We start from the raw sequence: 19,599 nt of genomic DNA, 5'->3' as shown, positions 1-19,599 counted from the left end.
TCTCCGGACGTGCGGGAGAGACGGGCGTCCAGCTCGCCCAGGTCGCGGGGCCCCCGGCCGTACGCACCCGTGGGTGGAGAACGTCGAGGCAAGTCAAACTGGTGCCGGATGCCGCGCAGGCATCCGCTGTCGGCGCGACCTTGCACACGGTCAATGACCGGGCCAACTGGGTGTCCGGGGTGGCTTTCGCCCGTGGTGTGCCGCGCGAGTACGAGCTGCGCAAGCACACCTACGCCGAGCTGAAAGCGGCCGGTCTCGGAGCGCAGGCCGCGCAGCACACGATCAGGAAAGTCGTGGACGCCTACACCACGCTGCGGGCGAACCTGCGGGCGGGGAACCTCGGCAAGCCCGGCTCGAAGCGCCGGAAGAAGGCCGAGTCCAAGCCGGTCGCCTTCCGCCCTGAGGCCGCGCACCCGTTTGACGACCGATGCTTGTCCTGGCAGTACGACGCGCAGACCGTCTCCATCTGGACCACCGTCGGACGACTCAAGAACGTCCGCTTCGCCTGCTCCCCGGACGCGCTGAAAACTTTACGGGAGTACCGCAAGGGCGAATCGGACCTGATCGAACGTGACGGCGTCTTCTACCTGATCGCCGTGTGCGAGGTTCCCGAGGCCGAGCAGTATGAGCCCGGCCAGTTCATCGGCGTGGACCTAGGCATCGCCAACATCGCCACCACGTCCACCGGATACCGGGCGGCCGGTCGCGGCCTGAACCGGCACGGTAAGCGGCAGCTCGACCTGCGGAAGAAGTTGCAGGCCAAGGGCACCAAGTCCGCCCGGCGACGGCTCAAGAACCGGCGCCGCAACGAAGCGCGGCACGCCGCTAACGTCAACCACATCATCGCGAAACAGATCGTGACCGAGGCTGAACGCACCTCGTCCGGCATCGCCCTGGAAGATCTGGGCGGGATCCGGCAGAGGGTACGGCTCCGCAAGCCCCAACGGGTCACGCTCCACTCCTGGGCCTTCCACCAGCTCGGGCAGTTCGTTGAGTACAAGGCACGCCGGGCAGGCGTCCCGCTGGTGTACGTCGATCCGGCGTACACCAGCCAGGAATGCGCCGAGTGCCACCACATCGAGAAGAAGAACCGGGTCGACCAGGCCCTCTTCATTTGCCGGAAGTGCGGGGTCGTTGCCCACGCCGACCGGAACGCTTCCCACAACATCGCCGCTCGCGGTGAGGCTGTGTGGATTGCGGGGCGTGAGTCACGCGTCCCAGCACCTTTCTAGGTGTCTGGACGGAGGAGGCCACACCACGGCCAGTGGTGCCCTACCGCCAAGCCCGCTCGTTAACAGCCGGGTCAAGTTGACTGCAGCCCCTACCTGTGCCTGGAGTTCGGCGAATTCGGGTCCGTCGTCAGGGCAGATGATGTCCGGGGTCGGGTGCTCCACAGATCTTGGCGTGCCGGATCAGGTCGGTGAGCCTCCAGTCCGCGCGGAAGCTGTCTCCCCGCACTTGTTCGACCTCGCAATACAGGTCGGCCACCCGCGGCCGCCGTCTGGAGGAGAGCAGCGTGTCGTGGCGTGAGGCGTAGACGCACAGGGAGCAGGAACAGCTTTCCGGACTAGGGAGGGGGGCAGCGATCGGACCAGATCGGCCGGGCCTAGGCTGCTTGCCATGGCGCGATTCGACGAGATCAAGGCGGCGTTCTGGGGCGACGGTGACTACGGCGTCCAACTGCCGCTCACCGAGGAAGCAATGAGGGAGGCCGAACGCGTGCTCGGCGTGACGCTGCCCGCCGTGCTGCTCGACCTTCTCCGTGTCCGAAACGGTGGCAGCGTTGCCCCTGGTCTCAACGCCTTCCCCACCCACCGACCCACGTCGTGGGGTGAAGGCCACGTGCCCTTTGAAGATCTGATGGGCGTCGGGCGACGCGAGCGGATGACATCGTTGCTCGACACCCCCCTATCTGGTCAGAGAGTGGGATCTGCCAACGTCGGTCGTGCTTCTCTCTGGTGACGGGCACTGCTGGATCGGTCTCGACTACCGGGGCTGCGGCCCGAACGGTGAACCATCGGTCACCTGGTTCGATACCGACCTCGACATCGAACTCGCACTTGCGAGTGACTTCAGGGCGTCGTCGAGAGCCTCACTGCAGGCAGCACCTTCGGTGGCGACCCTGGCGACTCCGCATCGGCTTGACACGGGCCTCCTCTGGGACAGAGCGGCGCTCATCGTACTTCTCCGGAGATGATCGGCATACCCAGGGAGACCGGGGTGCGGTTGCGGTTCCGGGTGAGGCGGTCGAGCGAAGCGAGTTTGTTGCGCGCGGCGTCGAAACTGATCTGGAGTCCTTGGACCTCGCCGAGCCAGCCGTTGGCGCGGGCTTCCTCGATGCGGTCACCGAGGTTGCGGATGATCTCTTCCAGTCGACGGCGCTGATGGGGGTCGCCACGGAGCATCGGACATCGAACGCAGGCTTCTCTGAACTTCGCTGCTTATGCACTTTGGTTGCCGTAGGCGCGAGCGATCAACATCGTGATGTGACTCAGGGGGATACCTGCCGATCCCGCTCCCCCTTGATCCCCGCAGCCGCGTCTGACTAGGTTTGCCGCCAGCAAGCGACGATCAGGCAGGTGGGGCGTATGGCGGGCTTGGATGGCCTGGTGCAACTGTTCGGTCCGCCACCGGTCCGAGCCCCATCCCCCGACGACTGGGCCGAGGTCGAGAGCTATGTCGGCTCAGCGCTGCCAGGCGACTTCAAGGCGTTCCTTGACGCCTATGGCACCGGTTTGATCTGCGGAGAGCTGGTGGTCTTCCACCCCTGCGGGTCCAGCCCACTGCTTGATCGGATGCGGAAGATCCACGAATCGTTCAGCCAGTCGTGGCGACGTGACTTTGACGAGTACCCATTCCGGTTCCACCCCGCCTCGGGCGGCCTGATCTCCTGGGGATACGACTACTCCGGCGACGAGCACTTCTTCTGGCCATGCGACCCGGACCCTGACCGCTGGAAGATCGTCACGAACATCAACGGGGCCGACCCCGAGGTCTTCGATGGACCGTTCACCGACTTCGTGCTCGCCTTCGTCAAGCGCCTGCGCGACGTGGACCCGCACCACGGGATCGACCCAGATGCCCTGGAGTTCCTTGAGCCGGAAGACCTGAACGAACTGGCAGAGCACGGCGAGATTGGTCCGGTCGGGCCGAGCTTTGAACCGTTCTGATCCGGCTGCCTCACGGGGGCCTGCCACTCTGAAGCAAGTGATGGGGCGCATTATCGGTCACTCCGCAGCATCGGCATCGGGAGGTCGACCGCCGCGCTCGTGGCGCTTCTGGCCAGCTGGGAGAGCTTGTCTTCGGCGCCGGCCAGGCTGACTCGAAGCCCCTCGACCTCGCCGAGCCAGCCTTCGCGCTCGGCCTCGGCGATTCGGGCAATGAGGTTGTCGCGGATCTCCTCCAACCGGCCGAGCTGGGCCAGGTCTGGCCGGAGGAGCGAGCAACGAACGTCCCGTTGACCGAACTAAGTTGGACGCTTCCTGGGCTCGTGCTGAGGTCAACGCATAGTGATCGCGTGGGGGGTTGCAGCTGCTGCTTCAACTCCGTGGTAACTGCGGGTGTCGGGGCGGATCTGGTCTGATCTCCTGCGACGGCAAGGGATGCCCGCTTGAGTGGGATTCCCAAGTTGGCGGCGGTGCCTGTCGGCAAGAGGAATGCGGACGTAGGTACCCCCGCACTTGTCGCGCCAGGGCAGGCAGCGGATGCCTGCCGCGCGCAGCTGGGCGAGCGGCGCGCTGTAGACGTAGCCGTCCGGCCGAGCGGCCGTACGCTCGTGTGGCGGCTTCGTGTCAGTTCAGGCTGAGCTCACCCACAAGCACACCGGCCTCAAGGACCTGTTCTACGCCCTGGTCAGGGGCCGCGCCCCCCTTCCCGAGACCGTGCCCGAGTCGGCGCGAGCCCGCGCGGACAAGCAGCAGCAAAACCTGACCCGCATCCGCGCCGAACGCGACGATCTGAGCAATGCTCAGGACTTGTGGATCAACCCCGGAGGGCACGCGGAGGGCGTACCTTCCCGAATGATCCTGTGATGGTCACCGAGTAGGCCCGCGTTCGCGGCGCGGGTCGGGAAGGCACGCCCGTGCTCAGCGTAGTGAGTGCCGAGGGTTCCACCGAGTCCGGCTCCATGATCGATGAGATCGTCCGCGAGGGCGCCAGGCGGATGCTCGCCGCCGCGCTGGAGGCGGAAGTCAACCAGTACATAGCCGAGTTGGCTGCCGAGCGTGATGAGCTCGGGCACCGCCTGGTGGTGCGCAACGGCCGCCACCGGCCCCGCACCGTGGTCACTGCGGCCGGCCCGGTCGAGGTGGCCGCGCCCCGGGTGAACGACCGGCGCGTGGACGAAGCGACCGGGCAGCGCAAGCGGTTCTCCTCGAAGATCCTGGCCCCGTGGTGCCGCAAGTCGCCGAAGGTGAGCGAGGTACTTCCGCTGCTCTACCTGCACGGACTGTCCTCGGGAGACTTCGTGCCCGCGCTGGAGCAGTTCCTCGGCTCGGCGGCCGGGCTCTCGCCGGCGACCGTGACCCGGCTGACGAAGCAGTGGGGCCAGGACCACGCCGCCTTCCAGGACCGGGACCTTTCGGGGTGCGACTTCGTCTACGTGTGGGCCGACGGCGTGCACCCCAAGGTCCGGCTCGGACAAGCCCACTCCTGTGTGCTGGTGCTGCTCGGGGTGCGACTGGACGGCACCAAGGAGCTGGTCGCGCTGGCGGAAGGGCTGCGCGAGTCGACGGAGTCGTGGGCCGACCTGCTGCGCGACTGCCGCCGACGTGGCATGCGCGACCCCGAGCTGGTGGTCGGCGACGGCGCGATGGGGTTGTGGAAGGCCCTGGCCGAGGTGTTCCCCGCCGCCCGGCACCAGAGGTGCTGGGTCCACAAGGCCCGCAATGTCTCGAACACCCTGCCGAAGTCCGCGCAGCCGGGCGCGACGAAGGCGATGCAGGAGATCTACAACGCCGAGGACCGCACGCACGCGGAGAAGGCGATCGAGGCGTTCGCGAAGACCTACGGCACCAAGTGGCCCAAGGCAGTCGCGAAGATCACCGACGACCAGGAAGAGCTACTGGCGTTCTACGACTTCCCAGCCGAGCACTGGGTCCACCTGCGGACCACAAACCCGATCGAGTCCACGTTCTCCACGGTCAAGCTGCGGACCAAGGTCACCCGCGGGGCCGGCAGCCCGGCCGCGGCCCTGGCGATGGTGTTCAAGCTCGTCGAGTCCGCCCAGGACCGCTGGCGAGCGATCACCGGAGCCCACCTCGTCGCCCTGGTCCGCTCCGGCGCGAGGTTCGAGAACGGCATCCTGGTTGAGCGCGGCGAGGCGGCGGCATGACCGGCACCCACCCCGACCTCGCCTTTGCCCACCGCCTGGCCGATGCCGCCGACACGATCGCACTGCAGCGCTTCAGTTCTGTCGACACCGCGTGGCGCGCCAAGAGCGATGGCAGCCCCGTCAGCATCGCCGACGAGCAGATCGAGCACACCCTGCGCAACTTGATCCAGCGAGAACGCCCCGACGATGGCGTGCTCGGCGAGGAATTCGGCACCTCCGGGCGCGGGAGACGTCGCTGGGTCATCGACGCCATCGACGGCACCGCCAGCTTCCTGGCCGGCGAACGAGAATGGAGCACCCTGATCGCCCTCGAAGAAGACGGGACCGTTGTGCTGGGGCTGGTCACCGCACCGGCCCTGCGTCGCCGATGGTGGGCAGCACGAGGAACCGGCGCGTGGACACAAGCCACGGATCCCGCCGCCTCCACAACCGTCCAGCGTGTGACCATCACTGGCGCGAGCAGCCTCGGCGAAGCGGCCGTCGGCATCTGGCCCCCGCCCGCGCGCTTGAGTCCATCCAATCTAGCCATCGCCGCCCGCCTCGCCGCCGCCGTCCGTCGCACCAGTCCGGAGACGGACTGGACCGACGCCGCACGTTCATCCAGCCCGATCCGTAAGCCCTCCACGGGCACCGGAACTTGCCACGGCGCTCTGCTGGTCGCCACTGGACAACTCGATGCGTTCCTCCTGCTCGGGCCGGCCCTGGGACATTGCAGCGCTCGTCCCCATCATCGAGGAGGCAGGCGGCACCTACGCCGAACTCGCCGACACCCCCTCCGCTGACACTGCGTCCGCTCTGTTCACCAACCCCGACCTCCATCAGCAGATCATCAACATTGCGAACCACAAGTTTTGACAATTGCTCGACGATCTCTGCGTAGCCAGGCGCAGCTCTTGGCCCGGATCGTCCAGGTCCTGGAGATCGAGAACCACCAGCTCAAGGAGGCCAACACGAATCTGCGCGGGCAGGTGGCCGTCCAGGGAGCAGTCCGCGACCTGACCCGGCGACGTCGAACCTGACTCCGCGCGACGAGACGCAGGGGCAACCCGACGCTGGATTCGACGCCTTTGTGCGAAATATGCCCCCGCCCGGTATCCACCGGGCGGGGGCATGGCACGGCCGGACCACATCACGGTCCGCGATAACTGACGGTTACCGCGTTGCGGTGGCCAGTGCCGCGCGGATGGTGTCCACGCCGGCCGGCTGGCCCTTCTCGTTCGAGTACGGCCCGTACGGTGTTCCCCACACCGGCGTGCCCGTCGCCTGCCGCCAGCTGTCGGCCAGCGTTCCCGCGTCCACCACGCTGTAGCCGATGGAGTCGATGAATTCGGTCACCGCCGCCTTCGCTGGTGCGGAGTCACCGGCGGTCGGCAGGTAGGAGCGGTCGGCCGCCCCTGCCGGGCGGGCGAGTGACAGCAGGTGCTTGAAGAAGATGTTGTTGATCGCCTTTACGAGCAGGGCGTCCGGGGCGTACCGCAGCAGCAGTTCGCTCGAGGTGAGGGATTTGTTGTCGAGCTCGGGGATGTGCCCGTCACGCTCGGGGCCGTAGTTGCAGGTGTCGATGACCGTCTTCCCGGCCAGTGGCGCGGCGGGCACGTGGGGGAAGGCGCTGACCGGCACCGTGACCACGACAATGTCACCGGCCGCTGCGGCCTCTTCGCTCGTCGCCGCGGATGCCCGCGGCCCCAGTTCCGCGGCCGTGTCCACGAGCGTTTCGGGACCGCGCGAGTTGCTGAGCACCACCTGGTGCCCGGCCCCGACAGCGAGTCGTGCGAGGGTCCTGCCGAGGCTTCCGCTTCCGATGAATCCCACAGTCGTCATTATCTCAACGTCCTTCAGAAGAGCCGAACTTGCCGGTTGCCGGGCTCGTTTCGATCCCGGTTCCCGCTGTCAGCCGGCGGGGAAATAGTGGCCGTTGTCCAGATCGGCGAGCAGGCCGGGCTGGGCGGGTTCCCAGCCGAGGGTCCGGCGGGTGATGAGGTTGGACGCCGGGTAGCTCTGCGTGACGATATTCGCGAGGAACCCGAAGTACCCCGGCGTCATCAGGGCATCGTTGGGAACGCTCACGGCGGGCAGGCCCAGGCGGCTGGCGATGGCCTCGGCGATCTCGCGGAACGGGATGGCCCCGTCCCCCACCGCGTGCCAGTATCTGCCAGCTGACCCCTTCTCCAGCGCCAGGCGGAACAAGGTGGCGGCATCGCGGATGTGCACGGCGTTCCACAGGTTCGCGCCGTCGCCGGGGTAGCCGACGAACCCCTTTTCCTTCGCGAGCGCGATCAGCGTGAGGAGGAAGCCGGCACGATCGGTCGTGCTGTGCGCGATGTTGGCGATCCGCACGACCGAAGACCGCACCCCCTGCTCGGCGAGGTCGATTACGGCCCTTTCCACGACGTTGCGGATCCGCAGGGTGCCTTTGTGCTCCTCGCCGGCGGGGAGGGCCGGGTCCTCCTCGGTGGCCGGCCGGCCCAGGTGCTGCCCGGGTGAGCCAATGCTCCCCGCCGTGACCAGCGGCTTTCCGGTTCCCGCCAGCGCCTCGCCGTACGCGAGCATGATCGGGAGCTCCGCAGCGGCCACGGCGTCCATCCCACCGGAGGGAAGCAGATCCTGCCTGTGGGCCACGTGGATGACGCCGTCGGACCCCGAGGCTGCCTCCTTGAGCCCGTCGAGATCCTGGAGGTCGCCGCGACGCACCTTCGCGCCGAGCGCGGACAGGGCCGCCGCGGCCGCGTCCGACCGGGCCAGGCCGGTGACCTCGTGCCCGGCGGCCATGAGGTCGGGGATGATGTACGAACCGGAATGGCCGGTCCCCCCAGAGACGAAAACGCGCATTTAACTGTCCTTGTGAGAGTAGGTGCAAGGTCTTTTCGTGCCGCAAGTGAACTGGCGTAACGCGGCACGAAAGGCAGGGGTAAGGGGTGTTCTCAGCCGAGAAGGGTGATGCCGAGGGAGAAATTGGCGTGCTTGACGGAGTGGTTCATGAGGCCCAGCTCCAGCAGGCCGACGTTCTCCAGTGCCCGCGCCATGAAAAGGTCCCCCGTGTCCCAGGAGCGCAGCCCCAGGCTCTCGACGAACGCCGACACGCGTGCCTTCGCCCGCGCGTCGTCGCCGGCGATGAACACGTCCAGAGGACGATCCTCGGCCGGGCCGACCTCCAGAACGTGGGAGAACACAGTGTTGAACGCCTTGACGACATGCGCGTCGTCGGGAGCCGCCTTGGCGATCTCCTGTGCGCCGGAACTGTCGTCGGGTACGACAAAGCCCTGCAGGTCGGGGGCTACAGGGTTGGTGATGTCAACGATGATCTTGCCGCGCAGTGCGTCCCCGTACTCCCTCACCACCGCCGCAGCGCCGGCGTACGGCACGGCGAGGACAACGATGTCCCCGGCCGGGGCGGTGCCGGCCGTCCCGACAGTGGCGCCGGCGAGCGCAGCGGCCAATTCCTTGGCCTTGGCCGGGTCGCGGCCGGTGATCTCGACTGCGTTGCCGCCGGCGAGCGCCCGGGCGGCCAGTGCGCGGGCCACGTTCCCCAGGCCGATAATGCTGATGCTGCTCATGGAGTTCCTGCTTTCTGGAGCTGGGATAGGACGCCATGCCCACCCCGTCGTTGTTAAGGGTTGTGTCGTCAACGCCGTCGAATGACGCGATGGGGGGCGTTCAATTCCTGATGTGCTCATTCTGGGCCTGGGCCTCCGATGTCGGATTCTTGTGCCGAATTCGCTCGGATTATTAGGTACCTATTCAGGTTGCCATTGGCCTGAGCGGGCGTCCAATACTTCTTTCAGCCGTGGCGATACCCTGGAGGCATCACCGACTGGGAGGCGCCATGGATCTGGACCTGCGCAAACTGCGTTATTTCGTCGCTGTGGCCGACCGGTTGCACTTCGGCCGCGCCGCCGATGAGCTGCACATCGCGCAGCCGGTGCTCAGCCGGCAGATCCGTGCGCTCGAGCAGGATCTCGGCGCCTCGCTGTTCACCAGGGATCGCCACGGCGTGGAGCTGACAGATGCGGGTCGGCAGCTGCTGGCCGACGCCGGTCCGCTGCTCGCCTCAACCCACGCGGTCCGCCGCCGGGTGGCCGCGGCCGCCGGCGGCAAGCGGCGGCTGATGGTCGGTTTCCGGGCCGGCGTTGCCGTCACCCCGGCGGCCCGTGCGTTCGAGGACCGGCACCCGGACGTGGTCGTGGACGTGCAGCGGATCGAAGGGGACGACCAGGCTGCGATGCTGCTCGACGGCCGCATCGACGTCGGCTACGTGCGGCTGCCCATCGACGAGGCCGGCCTGCGCGTCACCCCGCTGTACACCGAGCCGCGGGTAGCGGTACTGCCCGCCGGACACCGGTTTGCCGGCAAGGAGGAGGTCACCGAGGCCGACCTGGCCGGCGAACCGCTGGTCTGGCACGGTGACCCGAGCACGCAGCCCACCAAGCGCCCGCACCCTAATGCCGGGTACCCGGTGCGCGGGGTGGACGAGACGCTCGAGCATGTCGCGGCCGGCCGGGGCATCTCCTTCCTGGCCCGTTCGGCGTCCGTGTTCTACTCGCATCCAGACGTCGTCTATGTGCCCATCCCGGAACTGGCGCCCGACCAGGTGTGCCTCGCGGTGGCGGCATCTCACACCTCACCGGTCGTAGATGACTTCGTCACTGCGGCTCAGTCGACGGCCGAGATCACGTCAGAATGTGGGAACTACGAGATGTGGCAGCTTGGAGGCGATGCCGCCACAAGGCACGCTTGAGCACTTCGACTGACCCCGTTCATCATGCGCTGAAGAGTGAAATGGCCTGACGGAGTTGTGCTGTTGCGGCTGACCTCTGAGACGGTTCCGTTCTTCGGCCAGCAGTTGTCTGCGGGGGCCCGGAAGCACCTGAGACCGACTGAGCGTATTTCAACTTGAAGTTGCAGGTCGTGGGGCTGGTGTGGGTCGCGGCTGGGATGCTCGTGCCGGTCGGGGACGTGATCGGTAGGAGGTGATCGTCCGTCAGCGGTGGACCTCGGCGTTCGTCAGCACGAGGAGCGCCCGCAGCAGCGTGGTCGCGTGTCGGGCATTCATGCGGACCTTGGTGAGGATCCGCCAGTTCTTCAGGTCGGTGAAGCCGTGCTCGTTCGCCGCTCGCTCGCGGCTGACCAGCCGGTTCGCCTCCTTCTGGGCGGCGGTGAGCGGATGGCCGCGGGTCGCCCGCCGGCCGGTGACGATGACCGGGTCGTCGGGGTCGTCGTCCAGGCCGACGAAGCCGAGATCGGCCAGGGCACCCAGGCTGGCCTCCCGCAGGTGACCGGTGATCTTGTTGTGACGGGCGGTGGTGATCTCGCTGGAGCGCCCCGGTTCCGCGGCCGAGATCCCTACCAGGTTGCCGCACACGTCGGTCAAAGCGATAAACAGCAGGCCATGGGCCTTGTGCTTGCCCGAATGTGCGCCGTGAGGCGCTCGTTGTTCGAGTGGCGGTGAAAGGACGCCACCACCGTCCTGTCGCAGCAGGGCGGTTGAAGCTGGGGGCAGCCTGAACCGGGAGGTGCCGGGGAGGGCGGGAAGCAGCCCCGACAAAGCCGGGACGTGCCAGTACTGCCAGATGGTGCGGGTCCGGCAAGCGAGACGGAGAGGAGTACGCGAGGAACCGGCGTCTACGCCTCCTTAAGGCACGCCAGCTCGAACCTGGTGGATGAGGGCTGGATGCGGTGCGTCCCTGCTGGATATTCGGCTGGCGGGGAACTTCCCGGGTGGTCTATTTCGGTCGCGAGGGGAGGCCACGGTGAAGTGCTGCGGGGTAGCCGTGGCGAGGCCGCGGGGGCATAGCCGGGCTCCTACTCCGACGATCGAACAGCGAGCGAACACGGGAACCGTCCCGGTTCCGCCCTCCTGCCGCGTGTCCAGCTCGGGCGGAGGGCTGGGTCCATCGTCGGCCGATCAGACCGGGACGGGGCGGAGCCGCCGTAGTACTCCGAGCCGGGGAGAGCCCGGCACATGGGGAAGGGCGGCAGCGGTTTCGAGGAGGGAAGGAGGCTGCAATGCCGAAAGACGCACCGCTGAACAGTGGTGCTCCCGAGGCCCCGTTGGGGTCTCATCAGCGGGTATCGGGGATGCAGACCAAGCTTCACCGTTGGGCGGTGGCTGACCATGGCCGCAGGTTCGACGATTTGTTCAACCTCGTATGCGACCCGGCGACGCTGCTCGTGGCGTTCGAACGGGTCGCGGGCAACAAGGGAGCCCGGACCCCGGGTGTCGACGGCCTCACGGTCGTCAACGTCGAGCGGGAACTCGGTCTCCCGGGCTACCTGGAGGACCTGCAACGCGTACTGAAGACGGGTGAGTTCCGCCCGTTGCCGGTACGCGAACGCAAGATCCCCAAGCCCGGGGGAAGCGGGAAGGTGCGCAAGCTCGGCATCCCGACCGTCTCCGACCGGGTGGTCCAGGCAGCCCTCAAGCTGGTGCTGGAGCCAATCTTCGAGGCCGACTTCCTGCCGGTCTCCTACGGTTTCCGGCCCATGCGGCGCGCGCACGACGCGATCGCTGAGATCCACCGCTATGGCACCAGCGGCTATCGCTGGGTGCTGGATGCGGATATCGAGGCGTGCTTCGACTCCATCGACCACACGGCCCTAATGGACCGGGTGCGCGCGAGAGTCAAGGACAAGCGCGTGCTGCGGCTGGTCAAGGCGTTTCTCAAGGCTGGCGTCCTCACTGAGGGCGGCGGCCGCGAGGAGACCTTCACCGGCACTCCGCAGGGCGGCATCCTCTCCCCGCTGCTGGCGAACATCGCCCTGTCCGCGCTCGACGAGCACGTGATGGAGCCGTGGGAGCCGGGCGGGAGGATGTCCACCAGAGGCAGGCGGGCACATCATCGTCTCCACGGCCACGCGAACTGGCGCATCGTCCGCTACGCGGATGACTTCGTCGTCCTGGTCGACGGCAGCCGTGATGACGTCGCCCGTCTGCGCGAGGACATCGCCGACGTACTGCACCCTCTCGGGCTGAGGCTGTCACCGGCCAAGACGCAGATCGTGCACATGTCGGACGGGTTCGACTTTCTTGGGTTCCACATCCAGTGGCGCCGCAAGCGGGGCTCGAACAAGTGGTACGTCTACACCTTCATCGCCAAGAGGCCCATCCGGCAGCTGAAGGACAAGGTCCGTGCCCTGACGAACAGAACGTCGCAGCAGGACCCGGGGACCGTGCTGAAGAGGATCAACTCGATTCTGCGCGGCTGGGTCAACTACTTCAGGCACGCGGTATGCAAGACCACCCTGAAAGCCTTGGACCAGTTCGTATGGCGACGGGTGACCAGCTGGTGGATGGTGCTGTATCGCTGGAGGTGGAAGGACGTCCGCAGACGCTTCACCGACCGCAACGGCCGGTGGCACAAGCTCTCGGCGGACGGGATCGAACTGTTCCCCATGGTCTCGATCGCGGTCACCCGCTACCGATATCGGGGCAACACGATCCCCAACCCCTGGACACTCGACCACGCTTGAACGGCAGAGACCGTGGAGAGCCCGGTGCGGTGAGAGCCGCACGCCGGGTTCGGCGAGCGGCACGGAGAAACGGACCGGTGGCAACACCGGCACCGCGCTCCGTGCCGACTCAACAGTTCGGCCGGTTCTTGTCCCCGCTCCGCCAGCCGCTTCAGCTTCGCGCGCACCGCCTCCACCTGGCCCGGCAGGGTTCCCTTGCCCAAGGCGACGCTGACCTCACCAGCCTTGACCGGCTCGGCCGCCCGGGCTACCACCTGCATGATCACCTGATGGTCCTCGGGCAGCAGGTCCGCGTGTATGTCCGGCTCGCGCGGCGGAACCAGCAGCATCCCGCCCGCTCCCAGCGTGCTGGTCACCTGCTCCAGCTCCGCATCCATGGCCGGATGGTCCACACAAGCCGTCCCTCACGCCCGTGAACTCCCCATTTCCCACCGACCGTAGGCGCCACAGACCGTCACGGCGCACGTTTCCGACAAACCAGCCCCACGGCAGACGATCACCTGCTACCGATCACACACCCGACCAGCACGAGCAACCTCAATCCCACCCACACCAACCCCGTGACCAGCAACTTCAAGATGAAATGGCCTCACTGGGGTACAGCACCCTGTGATGAAGCCGGTCGGTCTTGACTGCACGGGCTTGTCCCAGTTCTGCGGAGATGCGGACCGAACAAGGTGGTGTAGTCACTGTGATCGTCAGCATGCCCGGAATGGGCCCGTTGCCGGGAGCGGAGTTCATCGCCTGCGGCGGAGGGGGCATGGACGCCTTCGGCGGTGCGGAACGGCTCGCTGGAGTCGCCGACGGGGGCATTGTTGTCCTCATCCAGCAGCGCACTAGGATTCCGGCAACGGCTTCGGAGTACCGGAGGATTGGGCCCAGGTCAGCAGTTCGGGGGCATGCAGCGCCGGTAACCATAGGTCGGCCCGAGTGGCGCCGTCGCCCTGCGGCCTGGGGCCGACGCCAAGAACCCGCAGTCCAGCGCGGTGGGCCGCTTCCACACCCGTCAGGGAGTCCTCGATGGCCAGGGCTCGGTGCGGGCGGACACCGCAGAGCCGGGCCGCCACGGCATAGGTGTCCGGGTGCGGCTTGGGGCGCACGCCGTCCCCGGTGTCCGGGACGACGATGTGCTGGAAGTGCGCGCGCAGCCCGGCCCGTTCCAGGCTGCCTTCCACCACCACCCTCGGGCAGTTGCTGGCGACGGCCAGGGGCAGCCGGCCGGAGAGCAGCCGGACGAGCTGGACTGCGCCCGGCATGGTCACCGGGTCGTCGGTGACCAGGGCCAGGAAGTGGTCGAGAAGCGCGGCCGTCAGGTCTTCCGCCAGTTCGGGCTTGTTCACTGTCCGCGCCATCAGCCGGCCACAGTCCTCGTAGTGCAGACCCGTGGCTTGTTCCGCGAATCCGGGAGGTGGCTGGAGTCCGTACTCCCGGAAGGCCCGGCTTCGGGCTTCCTGCCAGTGGCGTTCGCTGTCCATCAGTGTGCCGTCACAGTCGAAGACGACGGCTTCGAGCGACCAGGCGAGCAGGCCGTGGGGCGTGGTGGTCACAGGGGCTCCTATGCGGTCGTACGCATGAAGTGCGGCTTTCCGCCTATCCATAGGAAGCAGAAAGATAATGACGCTACGTTATTTCAGACTGATAAATCAGGCAATGACCCTATTTAGTGACTCGACTGCTCCGGGATCCTGACGTATGGCCGTGCGGCCGGGACAGCAGGCGATCGGCGATCGGGACCGTCAAAACCGCTGTTGCAACAGGGAGTTGACACATGCCACGGGACCGTCCGACACCTGGGGCGAACCGTGCTCCTTATCACTCGCCCGCACTTCCTTTCGGAAGAAATATGTAATTACCGCATGCGTGTGACCGCTTGTACTCCAGGCGTACGCTGGCGCACTAAATTCGTGACCGACGGAACAACCCAGCGAGGGCGGACGGGACGTTGCAGGAACGGGCGAAGGAAACCCGCAGATCACTGCTGGAAGCGGCTGCCCAGCTCTTCGCCGAACAGGGGTACGCGGCCACCAGCGTCAACGGCATAAGCGCCCGATCAGGCCGGACCAGCGGCGCCATCTACTTCCACTACGAAGGCAAGGAGGGCATCGCAGTAGCCGTCGTCCAGAGCCGGTTCGCCACCTGGTCGCAGCTCGCCGCACGCTACGCGGACGATTCGGTCCCCCCTCTCGAGCGGCTCGTCGCTCTCAGCTACGACATCGCCCATGCCCTCGCCGAGGACCCGGTGACGCGGGCCGGCGCCCGCTTGTGGGCCGAGCGCGCCACCATCAACGCTTCCCTTCCCCATCCATTCGCGCTGTGGTCCGCCGCCGCCACGCGACTGCTCGCGCAGGCCCGGCTCACCGGCCACCTGAACGCGCATCTCCGCCCCGCTCGCACGGCCCGGGCCTTGGTGCGCGCGTTCTTCGGGCTGTGCGCCCTTACCGAGGCGCTCGAAGGGACGGCCGTCGTCACCGAGCGCCTGACCGACTGGTGGCACCTGACTCTGCCGTCCCTCCAGTCACAGCCTGTGCGAGAGGATTCCCAGTGAGGCCATTTCATCTTGAAGTTGCTGGTCATGGGGTTGGTGTGGGTGGGATTGAGGTTGCTCGTGCTGGTCGGGTGTGTGATCGGTAGCAGGTGATCGTCTGCCGTGGGGCTGGTTTGTCGGAAACGTGCGCCGTGACGGTCTGTGGCGCCTACGGTCGGTGGGAAATGGGGAGTTCACGGCGTGAGGGACGGCTTGTGTGGACGATCCGGCCATGGATGCGGAGCTGGAGCAGGTGACCAGCACGCTGGGAGCGGGCGGGATGCTGCTGGTTCCGCAGCGCGAGCCGGACATGGACGCGGACCGCGCTGAAGAAAATCGCCCGCAAGGGTGGCGTCGTCGTGCTGCTCGACGGCACTCTCATCCGCACCCGCCGGCGCACCGGGGACAAGAACCGGCCGAAAACCCGACGGCGGGTTCCAGCCGGACGTGTTGGCTGCCCGCCTGTTGGCCTTCGTTTCGGGCTGGCGTGGCCGAGATGGGCCGCTCACTGATGATCAGCGTGAACGGTTCAGCTGGCTCGGTCCAGAAGTCAAGGCCGTGCTGCCCCGCGGGAGAGCACCGCGGTGGAGTGGATGAGGGGGGTGGCAAGTCTCCACCTCTGCCAGCTGCGTACGAGTTCTTCATGCGCCACCGCGTACGGATGTATGTGATCAGCCGTCCGTTCGAACCGGCGGCGCGTCAGCGCCCTGGGCCGAGACGACGGCCTCGAACTCCTGCAACCTTCGAGGGCCGCCATTCCCCGGCGGCTTCTGCTGCGGCCTTCAACAGGCGGGCGGGGCGGCCAGTTCCGTAAAAGCCGGCAATGCCAGGTGCCGGGCGGCCGGTATCGCGTGCCGGCCGGTGCAGCCGCGTGACCGGTAGCGCGTCCAGCCCGGCCGCGATGTGCCCCGTTAACTCGACACTTCCTCCCGTCGCCGGTCATCGCTGGCTGTGGCGGGGATGGCGTTGTCGATGAGGACGGCGGCGATGGCGGCGGCGGTGGGGAAGGCGTCGGCGTTGAGGACCCGGGTGCGGGCCGCGGCGCCGTCGATGAGCAACGCGAGCTGCTCGCCGAGCTGTTCAGGGTCGGCGGCGCCGGCTTCGCGGGCGGTGTCGGCGAGCCGCGCGGCGACGGCTTCCTTGTAGTCGCGCGCGTACTGGGACGCGGGGTGCTGGGGGTCGTGAAGTTCGACGGCGGCGGCAATGTAGGGGCACAGGGGAGTGGTGGGGGGGACGTCGAAGGCGGCGAGGAGCCGTTCGCGGGGCGTGAGGTCGGTGCGGTCGAACACGCCGGACAGAACGGAGGGGTCGAACCGGCGCAGGTACTCGGCGACGAGTTCGTCCTTGCCGGCGAAGTGCTGGTAGGCCGTGCGCTTGGACACCTGGGCCGCCGCGCAAAGCTGGTCCATGCCGGTGCGGTTGATGCCCTGCTCGCGGAACAGTTGCTGGGACGCGCTGATGATGCGCTCGCGGGCGCCCCGGCCGCGGCGGCGGCCCGTGGGGCCCTTCTCCAACTCCGTCATGGCTCCATCGTACCGCAGCTAGGTAACGACCGGTGTACATAGTTTGCGTCTCGCCCGCCTGCCCCGTACCGTAAGCACACAGGGCGGTATACATAACTCCGTCGCCCCAGGTACACACGGCACCACCGACTCAAGGGAACGACTATGGGAAAGCTTGACGGCAAGGTCGCGGTCATCACGGGCGGCACCACCGGCATGGCGCTGGCTGGCGCGAAGCTGTTCGTCGACGAGGGAGCGCACGTCTTCATCACCGGCCGCCGCCAGGACGCCCTGGACGAGGCCGTGAAGCAGATCGGCCGCAACGTCACCGGCGTCCAGGGCGACGCCGCCGACCTGGATGACCTGGACCGCCTGTACGACACCGTCAAGCGGGAGAAGGGAAGCCTCGACGTGCTGTGGGCCAGCGCCGGAGGGGGCGAGCCCGCCCCGCTCGGCGAGATCACCGAGGCCCACTTCGACGCCGCGTTCCACCTCAACGCCCGCGGCACCCTGTTCACCGTCCAGAAGGCCCTCCCGCTCTTCAACGACGGCGGTTCCATCCTCATGACCGGCTCCAACGCCTCCCTCGGCGCCTTCCCCGGCTGGAGCGTCTACGCCGGCAGCAAGGCCGTCCAGCAGGCCTGGGCCCGCGTCTGGCTCAACGAGCTCAAGGACCGCCGCATCCGCGTCAACGTCCTGACTCCCGGTCAGGTCGCCACCGCCAAGCAGGAAGAACTCTTCGACGAGGCCACCAAGCGCCAGTTCGAGTCCCTCATCCCCCGCGGCCAGATGGGCCGCCCCGACGAAATCGCCACGGTCGCCCTCTTCCTCGCCTCCGACGACTCCAGCTACGTCAACGGCATGGAACTCATCGCCGACGGCGGCACCACCGCCATCTAGACCGAACAACCACAACCAGGGCAGGACATCTCATGAGCAACATCAGCATCATCGGCACCGGGAACATGGCCCGCACCATCGCCGCGCGGGCGATAGCGGGCGGCAACACCGTCGAGGTCATGGGCCGCGATCACTCCAAGGCCGCTGACCTGGCCAAGGCTCTCGGCGGCGGCGCCACGACGGGAGAATGGGGCACCGCCCCGGCCGGGGACATCGTCATCGTGGCCCTGCTGTACGACGGCGTCGTGCCGGTCGTCGCCCGGTACGGAGACGCTCTCGCGGGCAAGGTCATCGTCGACATCAGCAATCCCTTCAACTCCACGTTCGACGGGCTAGCCCATCGCGAGGAGACCTCGATCGCGCAGGAAGTCGCCAAGGCCGCCCCGGCAAGCGCCAGCGTGGTGAAGGCGTTCAACACCATCTTCCGCCATGTCCTGGAGAAGGGTCGGCCCGACGTCTTCATCGCTGGCGATAATGCGCAGGCCAAGGCAAGTGTGGAGGCGTTCATCGAGACCCTCGGGCTGCGCCCGCTGGACGTCGGCGGCCTGAAAATGGCGCACTGGCTGGAAGGAGCGGGCGTGGTCACGGTGGGCCTCGCCAACCACGGGGTGGGGAACTTGGACTTCGCCCTCAGCATCACCGAACTTCCCGTCTGAGTTAACGGTTGACGGATCACCGAAAGGACTCGCCACGTGAGGCCGTGGCGAGTCGGCGGGGTAGCCGTCCTGCACGTCCTTCTCGAAGGCGAAGATCACTCCGTCAGGTCGATGACCGCTCCGTCCAGCCGTGCTTCGGCCGCCTCCAGCCCCCGGGCCGCCGGGCAGCCGTCGGTGAACTCGGCGAGCAGCCTGGTCACGCACGTTTGGGTCTGGCTGTTCGTCAAGGCCGTAGCCCGGTGGCGTGCGCCAGCTGGACGACCCACTGCGAGCACCGATAGTTCTCCGGGCGGATCACGCGCCGCATGGCTGTGACCTTGGGATTGATGCAGATCGGCTCACGCGTCCCGACCCGGGACACCTGCGCGTCCTGCTCACGCGGCTTCGCCGCCTACCGGGACACGGCATCACGCCGGTCCTGGCGATGACGTGAGCAGGCAGGTTGTTGCTGCGGGTCCAGTGGGTGTCGTGGCGGCGGGCGTAGTCGGCTCGGTCGGTGTGCCAAGCGGGGGGTTCTGGGTGACCAGTACCGACCGCGACCGGCTCGAGGACCACCGTCACGACAACACCAACCTCCCGCCTCTCCCCGACAGTCAGGAGGACGGCCCCGCCGGCGCGAGCCGACGACGGCCCACCTGCTGGCCGGCCACTGTCCCGCCGGCGTCCGCCCAGCACGTGCCTCCACGACTGTTGGACTGGAGCTCCTCCGCACACTGGTCCTTCGAGCCCCAGCCTTGCCGGCACTGCTCCAAGCCGACCAACCTCCTCGACGACCAGGGCGAGCCCTCCCACAAGGTATGCGCCGAAGCAGCCACTGGCGCCTGAGGAAGACCGCCGAGGCCGCCCCGGGACGGCGAACGAAGCTCAACTCGCCTCCCATGCAACGCCGTCAGGACCGACCCGGCTGTTGTCGTATGCGCGGGGATCGCCTGTTCGAGAGGGTGGCCAGGCAGATGCAGTAGTGGGCGGCGTGGTGGGCTGTTTCGGCGCTTGAACGGAAGAACCTACGGACTCCTGCGCGAGCCGCCTTGTCGCCACCGAACTCCCGGCCGGTCGCAGCCATCCGTCTGCGCCCGACCAAACGACATCCGCGTGTTGATGAGCCAGCCGGTATACGTCTCCTGCACCAAGGGATGCGCCAGCTCTTACTACAGCTCTTTCGGCTTCGGCTGCCCTCACCAGAATTCGCTGCTCGCATCACCGCTGGTCATCCCACGA

General features: G+C 67.4%; 22 protein-coding genes. 13 read left to right on the top strand and 9 right to left on the bottom strand.

Features of this window, described 5'->3' with window-relative positions; all coding sequences use genetic code 11:
• Window positions 1-98: 98 nt before the first annotated feature.
• Entirely contained in the window at window positions 99-1,232 is a 1,134-nt protein-coding gene (locus tag AAFF41_RS01395; RefSeq protein WP_343326230.1) for an RNA-guided endonuclease InsQ/TnpB family protein, read from the top strand.
• A 388-nt stretch (window positions 1,233-1,620) separates the two neighbouring features.
• Complete coding sequence (locus AAFF41_RS01390) at window positions 1,621-1,962, top strand: SMI1/KNR4 family protein (protein WP_319752821.1); 342 nt, start codon at window positions 1,621-1,623, stop codon at window positions 1,960-1,962.
• A gap of 212 nt (window positions 1,963-2,174) precedes the next feature.
• Here the strand turns inward: AAFF41_RS01390 and AAFF41_RS01385 are convergent, their stop codons facing one another.
• A complete protein-coding gene (locus AAFF41_RS01385; protein ID WP_343323281.1) occupies window positions 2,175-2,405 on the bottom strand; it encodes a hypothetical protein in 231 nt (76 codons plus the stop codon).
• A gap of 183 nt (window positions 2,406-2,588) precedes the next feature.
• Here AAFF41_RS01385 and AAFF41_RS01380 point away from each other — a divergent pair, with 183 nt between their 5' ends.
• On the top strand, window positions 2,589-3,170 hold the full coding sequence (locus AAFF41_RS01380) for an SMI1/KNR4 family protein (RefSeq protein ID WP_343323280.1): 582 nt from the start codon (window positions 2,589-2,591) through the stop codon (window positions 3,168-3,170).
• A 50-nt stretch (window positions 3,171-3,220) separates the two neighbouring features.
• Here the strand turns inward: AAFF41_RS01380 and AAFF41_RS01375 are convergent, their stop codons facing one another.
• Window positions 3,221-3,406: a hypothetical protein gene (locus AAFF41_RS01375; protein ID WP_319752824.1), complete on the bottom strand. Its 186-nt coding sequence runs from the start codon at window positions 3,404-3,406 to the stop codon at window positions 3,221-3,223.
• Between the two features lie 382 nt (window positions 3,407-3,788).
• Here AAFF41_RS01375 and AAFF41_RS01370 point away from each other — a divergent pair, with 382 nt between their 5' ends.
• The 4 genes from AAFF41_RS01370 to AAFF41_RS01355 all read left to right on the top strand — a co-directional run bounded on the left by AAFF41_RS01370 (window position 3,789) and on the right by AAFF41_RS01355 (window position 6,351).
• Window positions 3,789-4,031, top strand: a complete 243-nt coding sequence (locus AAFF41_RS01370; protein WP_343323279.1) for a hypothetical protein — start codon at window positions 3,789-3,791, stop codon at window positions 4,029-4,031.
• A gap of 50 nt (window positions 4,032-4,081) precedes the next feature.
• The gene (locus tag AAFF41_RS01365) at window positions 4,082-5,332 is read left to right on the top strand and encodes an IS256 family transposase (protein ID WP_319752826.1); all 1,251 of its coding nucleotides are present in this window, start codon (window positions 4,082-4,084) and stop codon (window positions 5,330-5,332) included.
• On the top strand, window positions 5,329-6,114 hold the full coding sequence (locus tag AAFF41_RS01360) for an inositol monophosphatase family protein (RefSeq protein WP_343323278.1): 786 nt from the start codon (window positions 5,329-5,331) through the stop codon (window positions 6,112-6,114). The genes AAFF41_RS01365 and AAFF41_RS01360 overlap by 4 nt, the downstream gene beginning before the upstream one ends.
• Before the next feature lie 111 nt (window positions 6,115-6,225).
• Entirely contained in the window at window positions 6,226-6,351 is a 126-nt protein-coding gene (locus AAFF41_RS01355; protein ID WP_343323277.1) for a hypothetical protein, read from the top strand.
• 133 nt (window positions 6,352-6,484) lie between these two features.
• Here the strand turns inward: AAFF41_RS01355 and AAFF41_RS01350 are convergent, their stop codons facing one another.
• From AAFF41_RS01350 to AAFF41_RS01340, 3 genes are all read right to left on the bottom strand, one after another.
• Window positions 6,485-7,144: an NADPH-dependent F420 reductase gene (locus tag AAFF41_RS01350; protein WP_319752889.1), complete on the bottom strand. Its 660-nt coding sequence runs from the start codon at window positions 7,142-7,144 to the stop codon at window positions 6,485-6,487.
• Between the two features lie 78 nt (window positions 7,145-7,222).
• Window positions 7,223-8,161, bottom strand: coding sequence for an SDR family oxidoreductase (locus tag AAFF41_RS01345; protein ID WP_319752829.1), 939 nt, complete (start codon window positions 8,159-8,161; stop codon window positions 7,223-7,225).
• Window positions 8,162-8,253: 92 nt separating this feature from the next.
• Window positions 8,254-8,886, bottom strand: coding sequence for an NADPH-dependent F420 reductase (locus AAFF41_RS01340; protein WP_319752830.1), 633 nt, complete (start codon window positions 8,884-8,886; stop codon window positions 8,254-8,256).
• Window positions 8,887-9,155: 269 nt separating this feature from the next.
• Between AAFF41_RS01340 and AAFF41_RS01335 the strand changes: the two genes are divergently transcribed.
• Window positions 9,156-10,067: a LysR family transcriptional regulator gene (locus tag AAFF41_RS01335; RefSeq protein WP_319752831.1), complete on the top strand. Its 912-nt coding sequence runs from the start codon at window positions 9,156-9,158 to the stop codon at window positions 10,065-10,067.
• Between the two features lie 243 nt (window positions 10,068-10,310).
• Here AAFF41_RS01335 and AAFF41_RS01330 read toward each other — a convergent pair whose 3' ends face one another.
• Window positions 10,311-10,874 carry a transposase family protein gene (locus AAFF41_RS01330; RefSeq protein WP_343323276.1) on the bottom strand — a complete coding sequence of 188 codons (564 nt, stop codon included), beginning with the start codon at window positions 10,872-10,874 and terminating at the stop codon, window positions 10,311-10,313.
• 560 nt (window positions 10,875-11,434) lie between these two features.
• Between AAFF41_RS01330 and ltrA the strand changes: the two genes are divergently transcribed.
• The gene (gene ltrA / locus AAFF41_RS01325; RefSeq protein ID WP_487007376.1) at window positions 11,435-12,799 is read left to right on the top strand and encodes a group II intron reverse transcriptase/maturase; all 1,365 of its coding nucleotides are present in this window, start codon (window positions 11,435-11,437) and stop codon (window positions 12,797-12,799) included.
• Here ltrA and AAFF41_RS01320 read toward each other — a convergent pair.
• Entirely contained in the window at window positions 12,745-13,176 is a 432-nt protein-coding gene (locus tag AAFF41_RS01320) for a hypothetical protein (protein ID WP_343323274.1), read from the bottom strand. The genes ltrA and AAFF41_RS01320 overlap by 55 nt on opposite strands.
• Window positions 13,177-13,635: 459 nt before the next feature.
• Window positions 13,636-14,346, bottom strand: a complete 711-nt coding sequence (locus AAFF41_RS01315) for an HAD family hydrolase (RefSeq protein ID WP_343323273.1) — start codon at window positions 14,344-14,346, stop codon at window positions 13,636-13,638.
• A 395-nt stretch (window positions 14,347-14,741) separates the two neighbouring features.
• On the opposite strand from AAFF41_RS01315, the gene AAFF41_RS01310 reads away from it, so the two are divergent.
• Window positions 14,742-15,344, top strand: coding sequence for a ScbR family autoregulator-binding transcription factor (locus AAFF41_RS01310; RefSeq protein ID WP_343323272.1), 603 nt, complete (start codon window positions 14,742-14,744; stop codon window positions 15,342-15,344).
• Window positions 15,345-16,234: 890 nt separating this feature from the next.
• Here AAFF41_RS01310 and AAFF41_RS01305 read toward each other — a convergent pair.
• Window positions 16,235-16,846, bottom strand: a complete 612-nt coding sequence (locus AAFF41_RS01305; protein ID WP_319752835.1) for a TetR/AcrR family transcriptional regulator — start codon at window positions 16,844-16,846, stop codon at window positions 16,235-16,237.
• 144 nt (window positions 16,847-16,990) lie between these two features.
• Between AAFF41_RS01305 and AAFF41_RS01300 the strand changes: the two genes are divergently transcribed.
• From AAFF41_RS01300 to AAFF41_RS01290, 3 genes are all read left to right on the top strand, one after another.
• Window positions 16,991-17,725 (top strand): SDR family NAD(P)-dependent oxidoreductase, encoded by a 735-nt coding sequence (locus AAFF41_RS01300; protein WP_343323271.1) that lies wholly within the window; start codon window positions 16,991-16,993, stop codon window positions 17,723-17,725.
• Between the two features lie 32 nt (window positions 17,726-17,757).
• The gene (locus tag AAFF41_RS01295) at window positions 17,758-18,381 is read left to right on the top strand and encodes an NADPH-dependent F420 reductase (protein WP_343323270.1); all 624 of its coding nucleotides are present in this window, start codon (window positions 17,758-17,760) and stop codon (window positions 18,379-18,381) included.
• Between the two features lie 519 nt (window positions 18,382-18,900).
• Window positions 18,901-19,206: a hypothetical protein gene (locus AAFF41_RS01290; RefSeq protein WP_319752838.1), complete on the top strand. Its 306-nt coding sequence runs from the start codon at window positions 18,901-18,903 to the stop codon at window positions 19,204-19,206.
• Window positions 19,207-19,599 lie beyond the last annotated feature (393 nt).

The organism is Streptomyces mirabilis (assembly GCF_039503195.1).
Lineage (GTDB): Bacteria > Actinomycetota > Actinomycetes > Streptomycetales > Streptomycetaceae > Streptomyces > Streptomyces mirabilis_D.
The sequence above is the reverse complement of the archived record's forward strand: the minus strand, read 5'-3'. Positions and strand labels throughout refer to the sequence as shown.

Coding starts and splice junctions, on each gene's coding strand:
- AAFF41_RS01390 (WP_319752821.1), top strand. CDS start 1,621: ATGGCGCGATTCGACGAGATCAAGGCGGCGTTCTGGGGCGACGGTGAC.
- AAFF41_RS01385 (WP_343323281.1), bottom strand. CDS start 2,405: ATGCTCCGTGGCGACCCCCATCAGCGCCGTCGACTGGAAGAGATCATC.
- AAFF41_RS01380 (WP_343323280.1), top strand. CDS start 2,589: ATGGCGGGCTTGGATGGCCTGGTGCAACTGTTCGGTCCGCCACCGGTC.
- AAFF41_RS01360 (WP_343323278.1), top strand. CDS start 5,329: ATGACCGGCACCCACCCCGACCTCGCCTTTGCCCACCGCCTGGCCGAT.
- AAFF41_RS01345 (WP_319752829.1), bottom strand. CDS start 8,161: ATGCGCGTTTTCGTCTCTGGGGGGACCGGCCATTCCGGTTCGTACATC.
- AAFF41_RS01340 (WP_319752830.1), bottom strand. CDS start 8,886: ATGAGCAGCATCAGCATTATCGGCCTGGGGAACGTGGCCCGCGCACTG.
- AAFF41_RS01335 (WP_319752831.1), top strand. CDS start 9,156: ATGGATCTGGACCTGCGCAAACTGCGTTATTTCGTCGCTGTGGCCGAC.
- AAFF41_RS01320 (WP_343323274.1), bottom strand. CDS start 13,176: ATGGATGCGGAGCTGGAGCAGGTGACCAGCACGCTGGGAGCGGGCGGG.
- AAFF41_RS01305 (WP_319752835.1), bottom strand. CDS start 16,846: ATGACGGAGTTGGAGAAGGGCCCCACGGGCCGCCGCCGCGGCCGGGGC.
- AAFF41_RS01300 (WP_343323271.1), top strand. CDS start 16,991: ATGGGAAAGCTTGACGGCAAGGTCGCGGTCATCACGGGCGGCACCACC.
- AAFF41_RS01295 (WP_343323270.1), top strand. CDS start 17,758: ATGAGCAACATCAGCATCATCGGCACCGGGAACATGGCCCGCACCATC.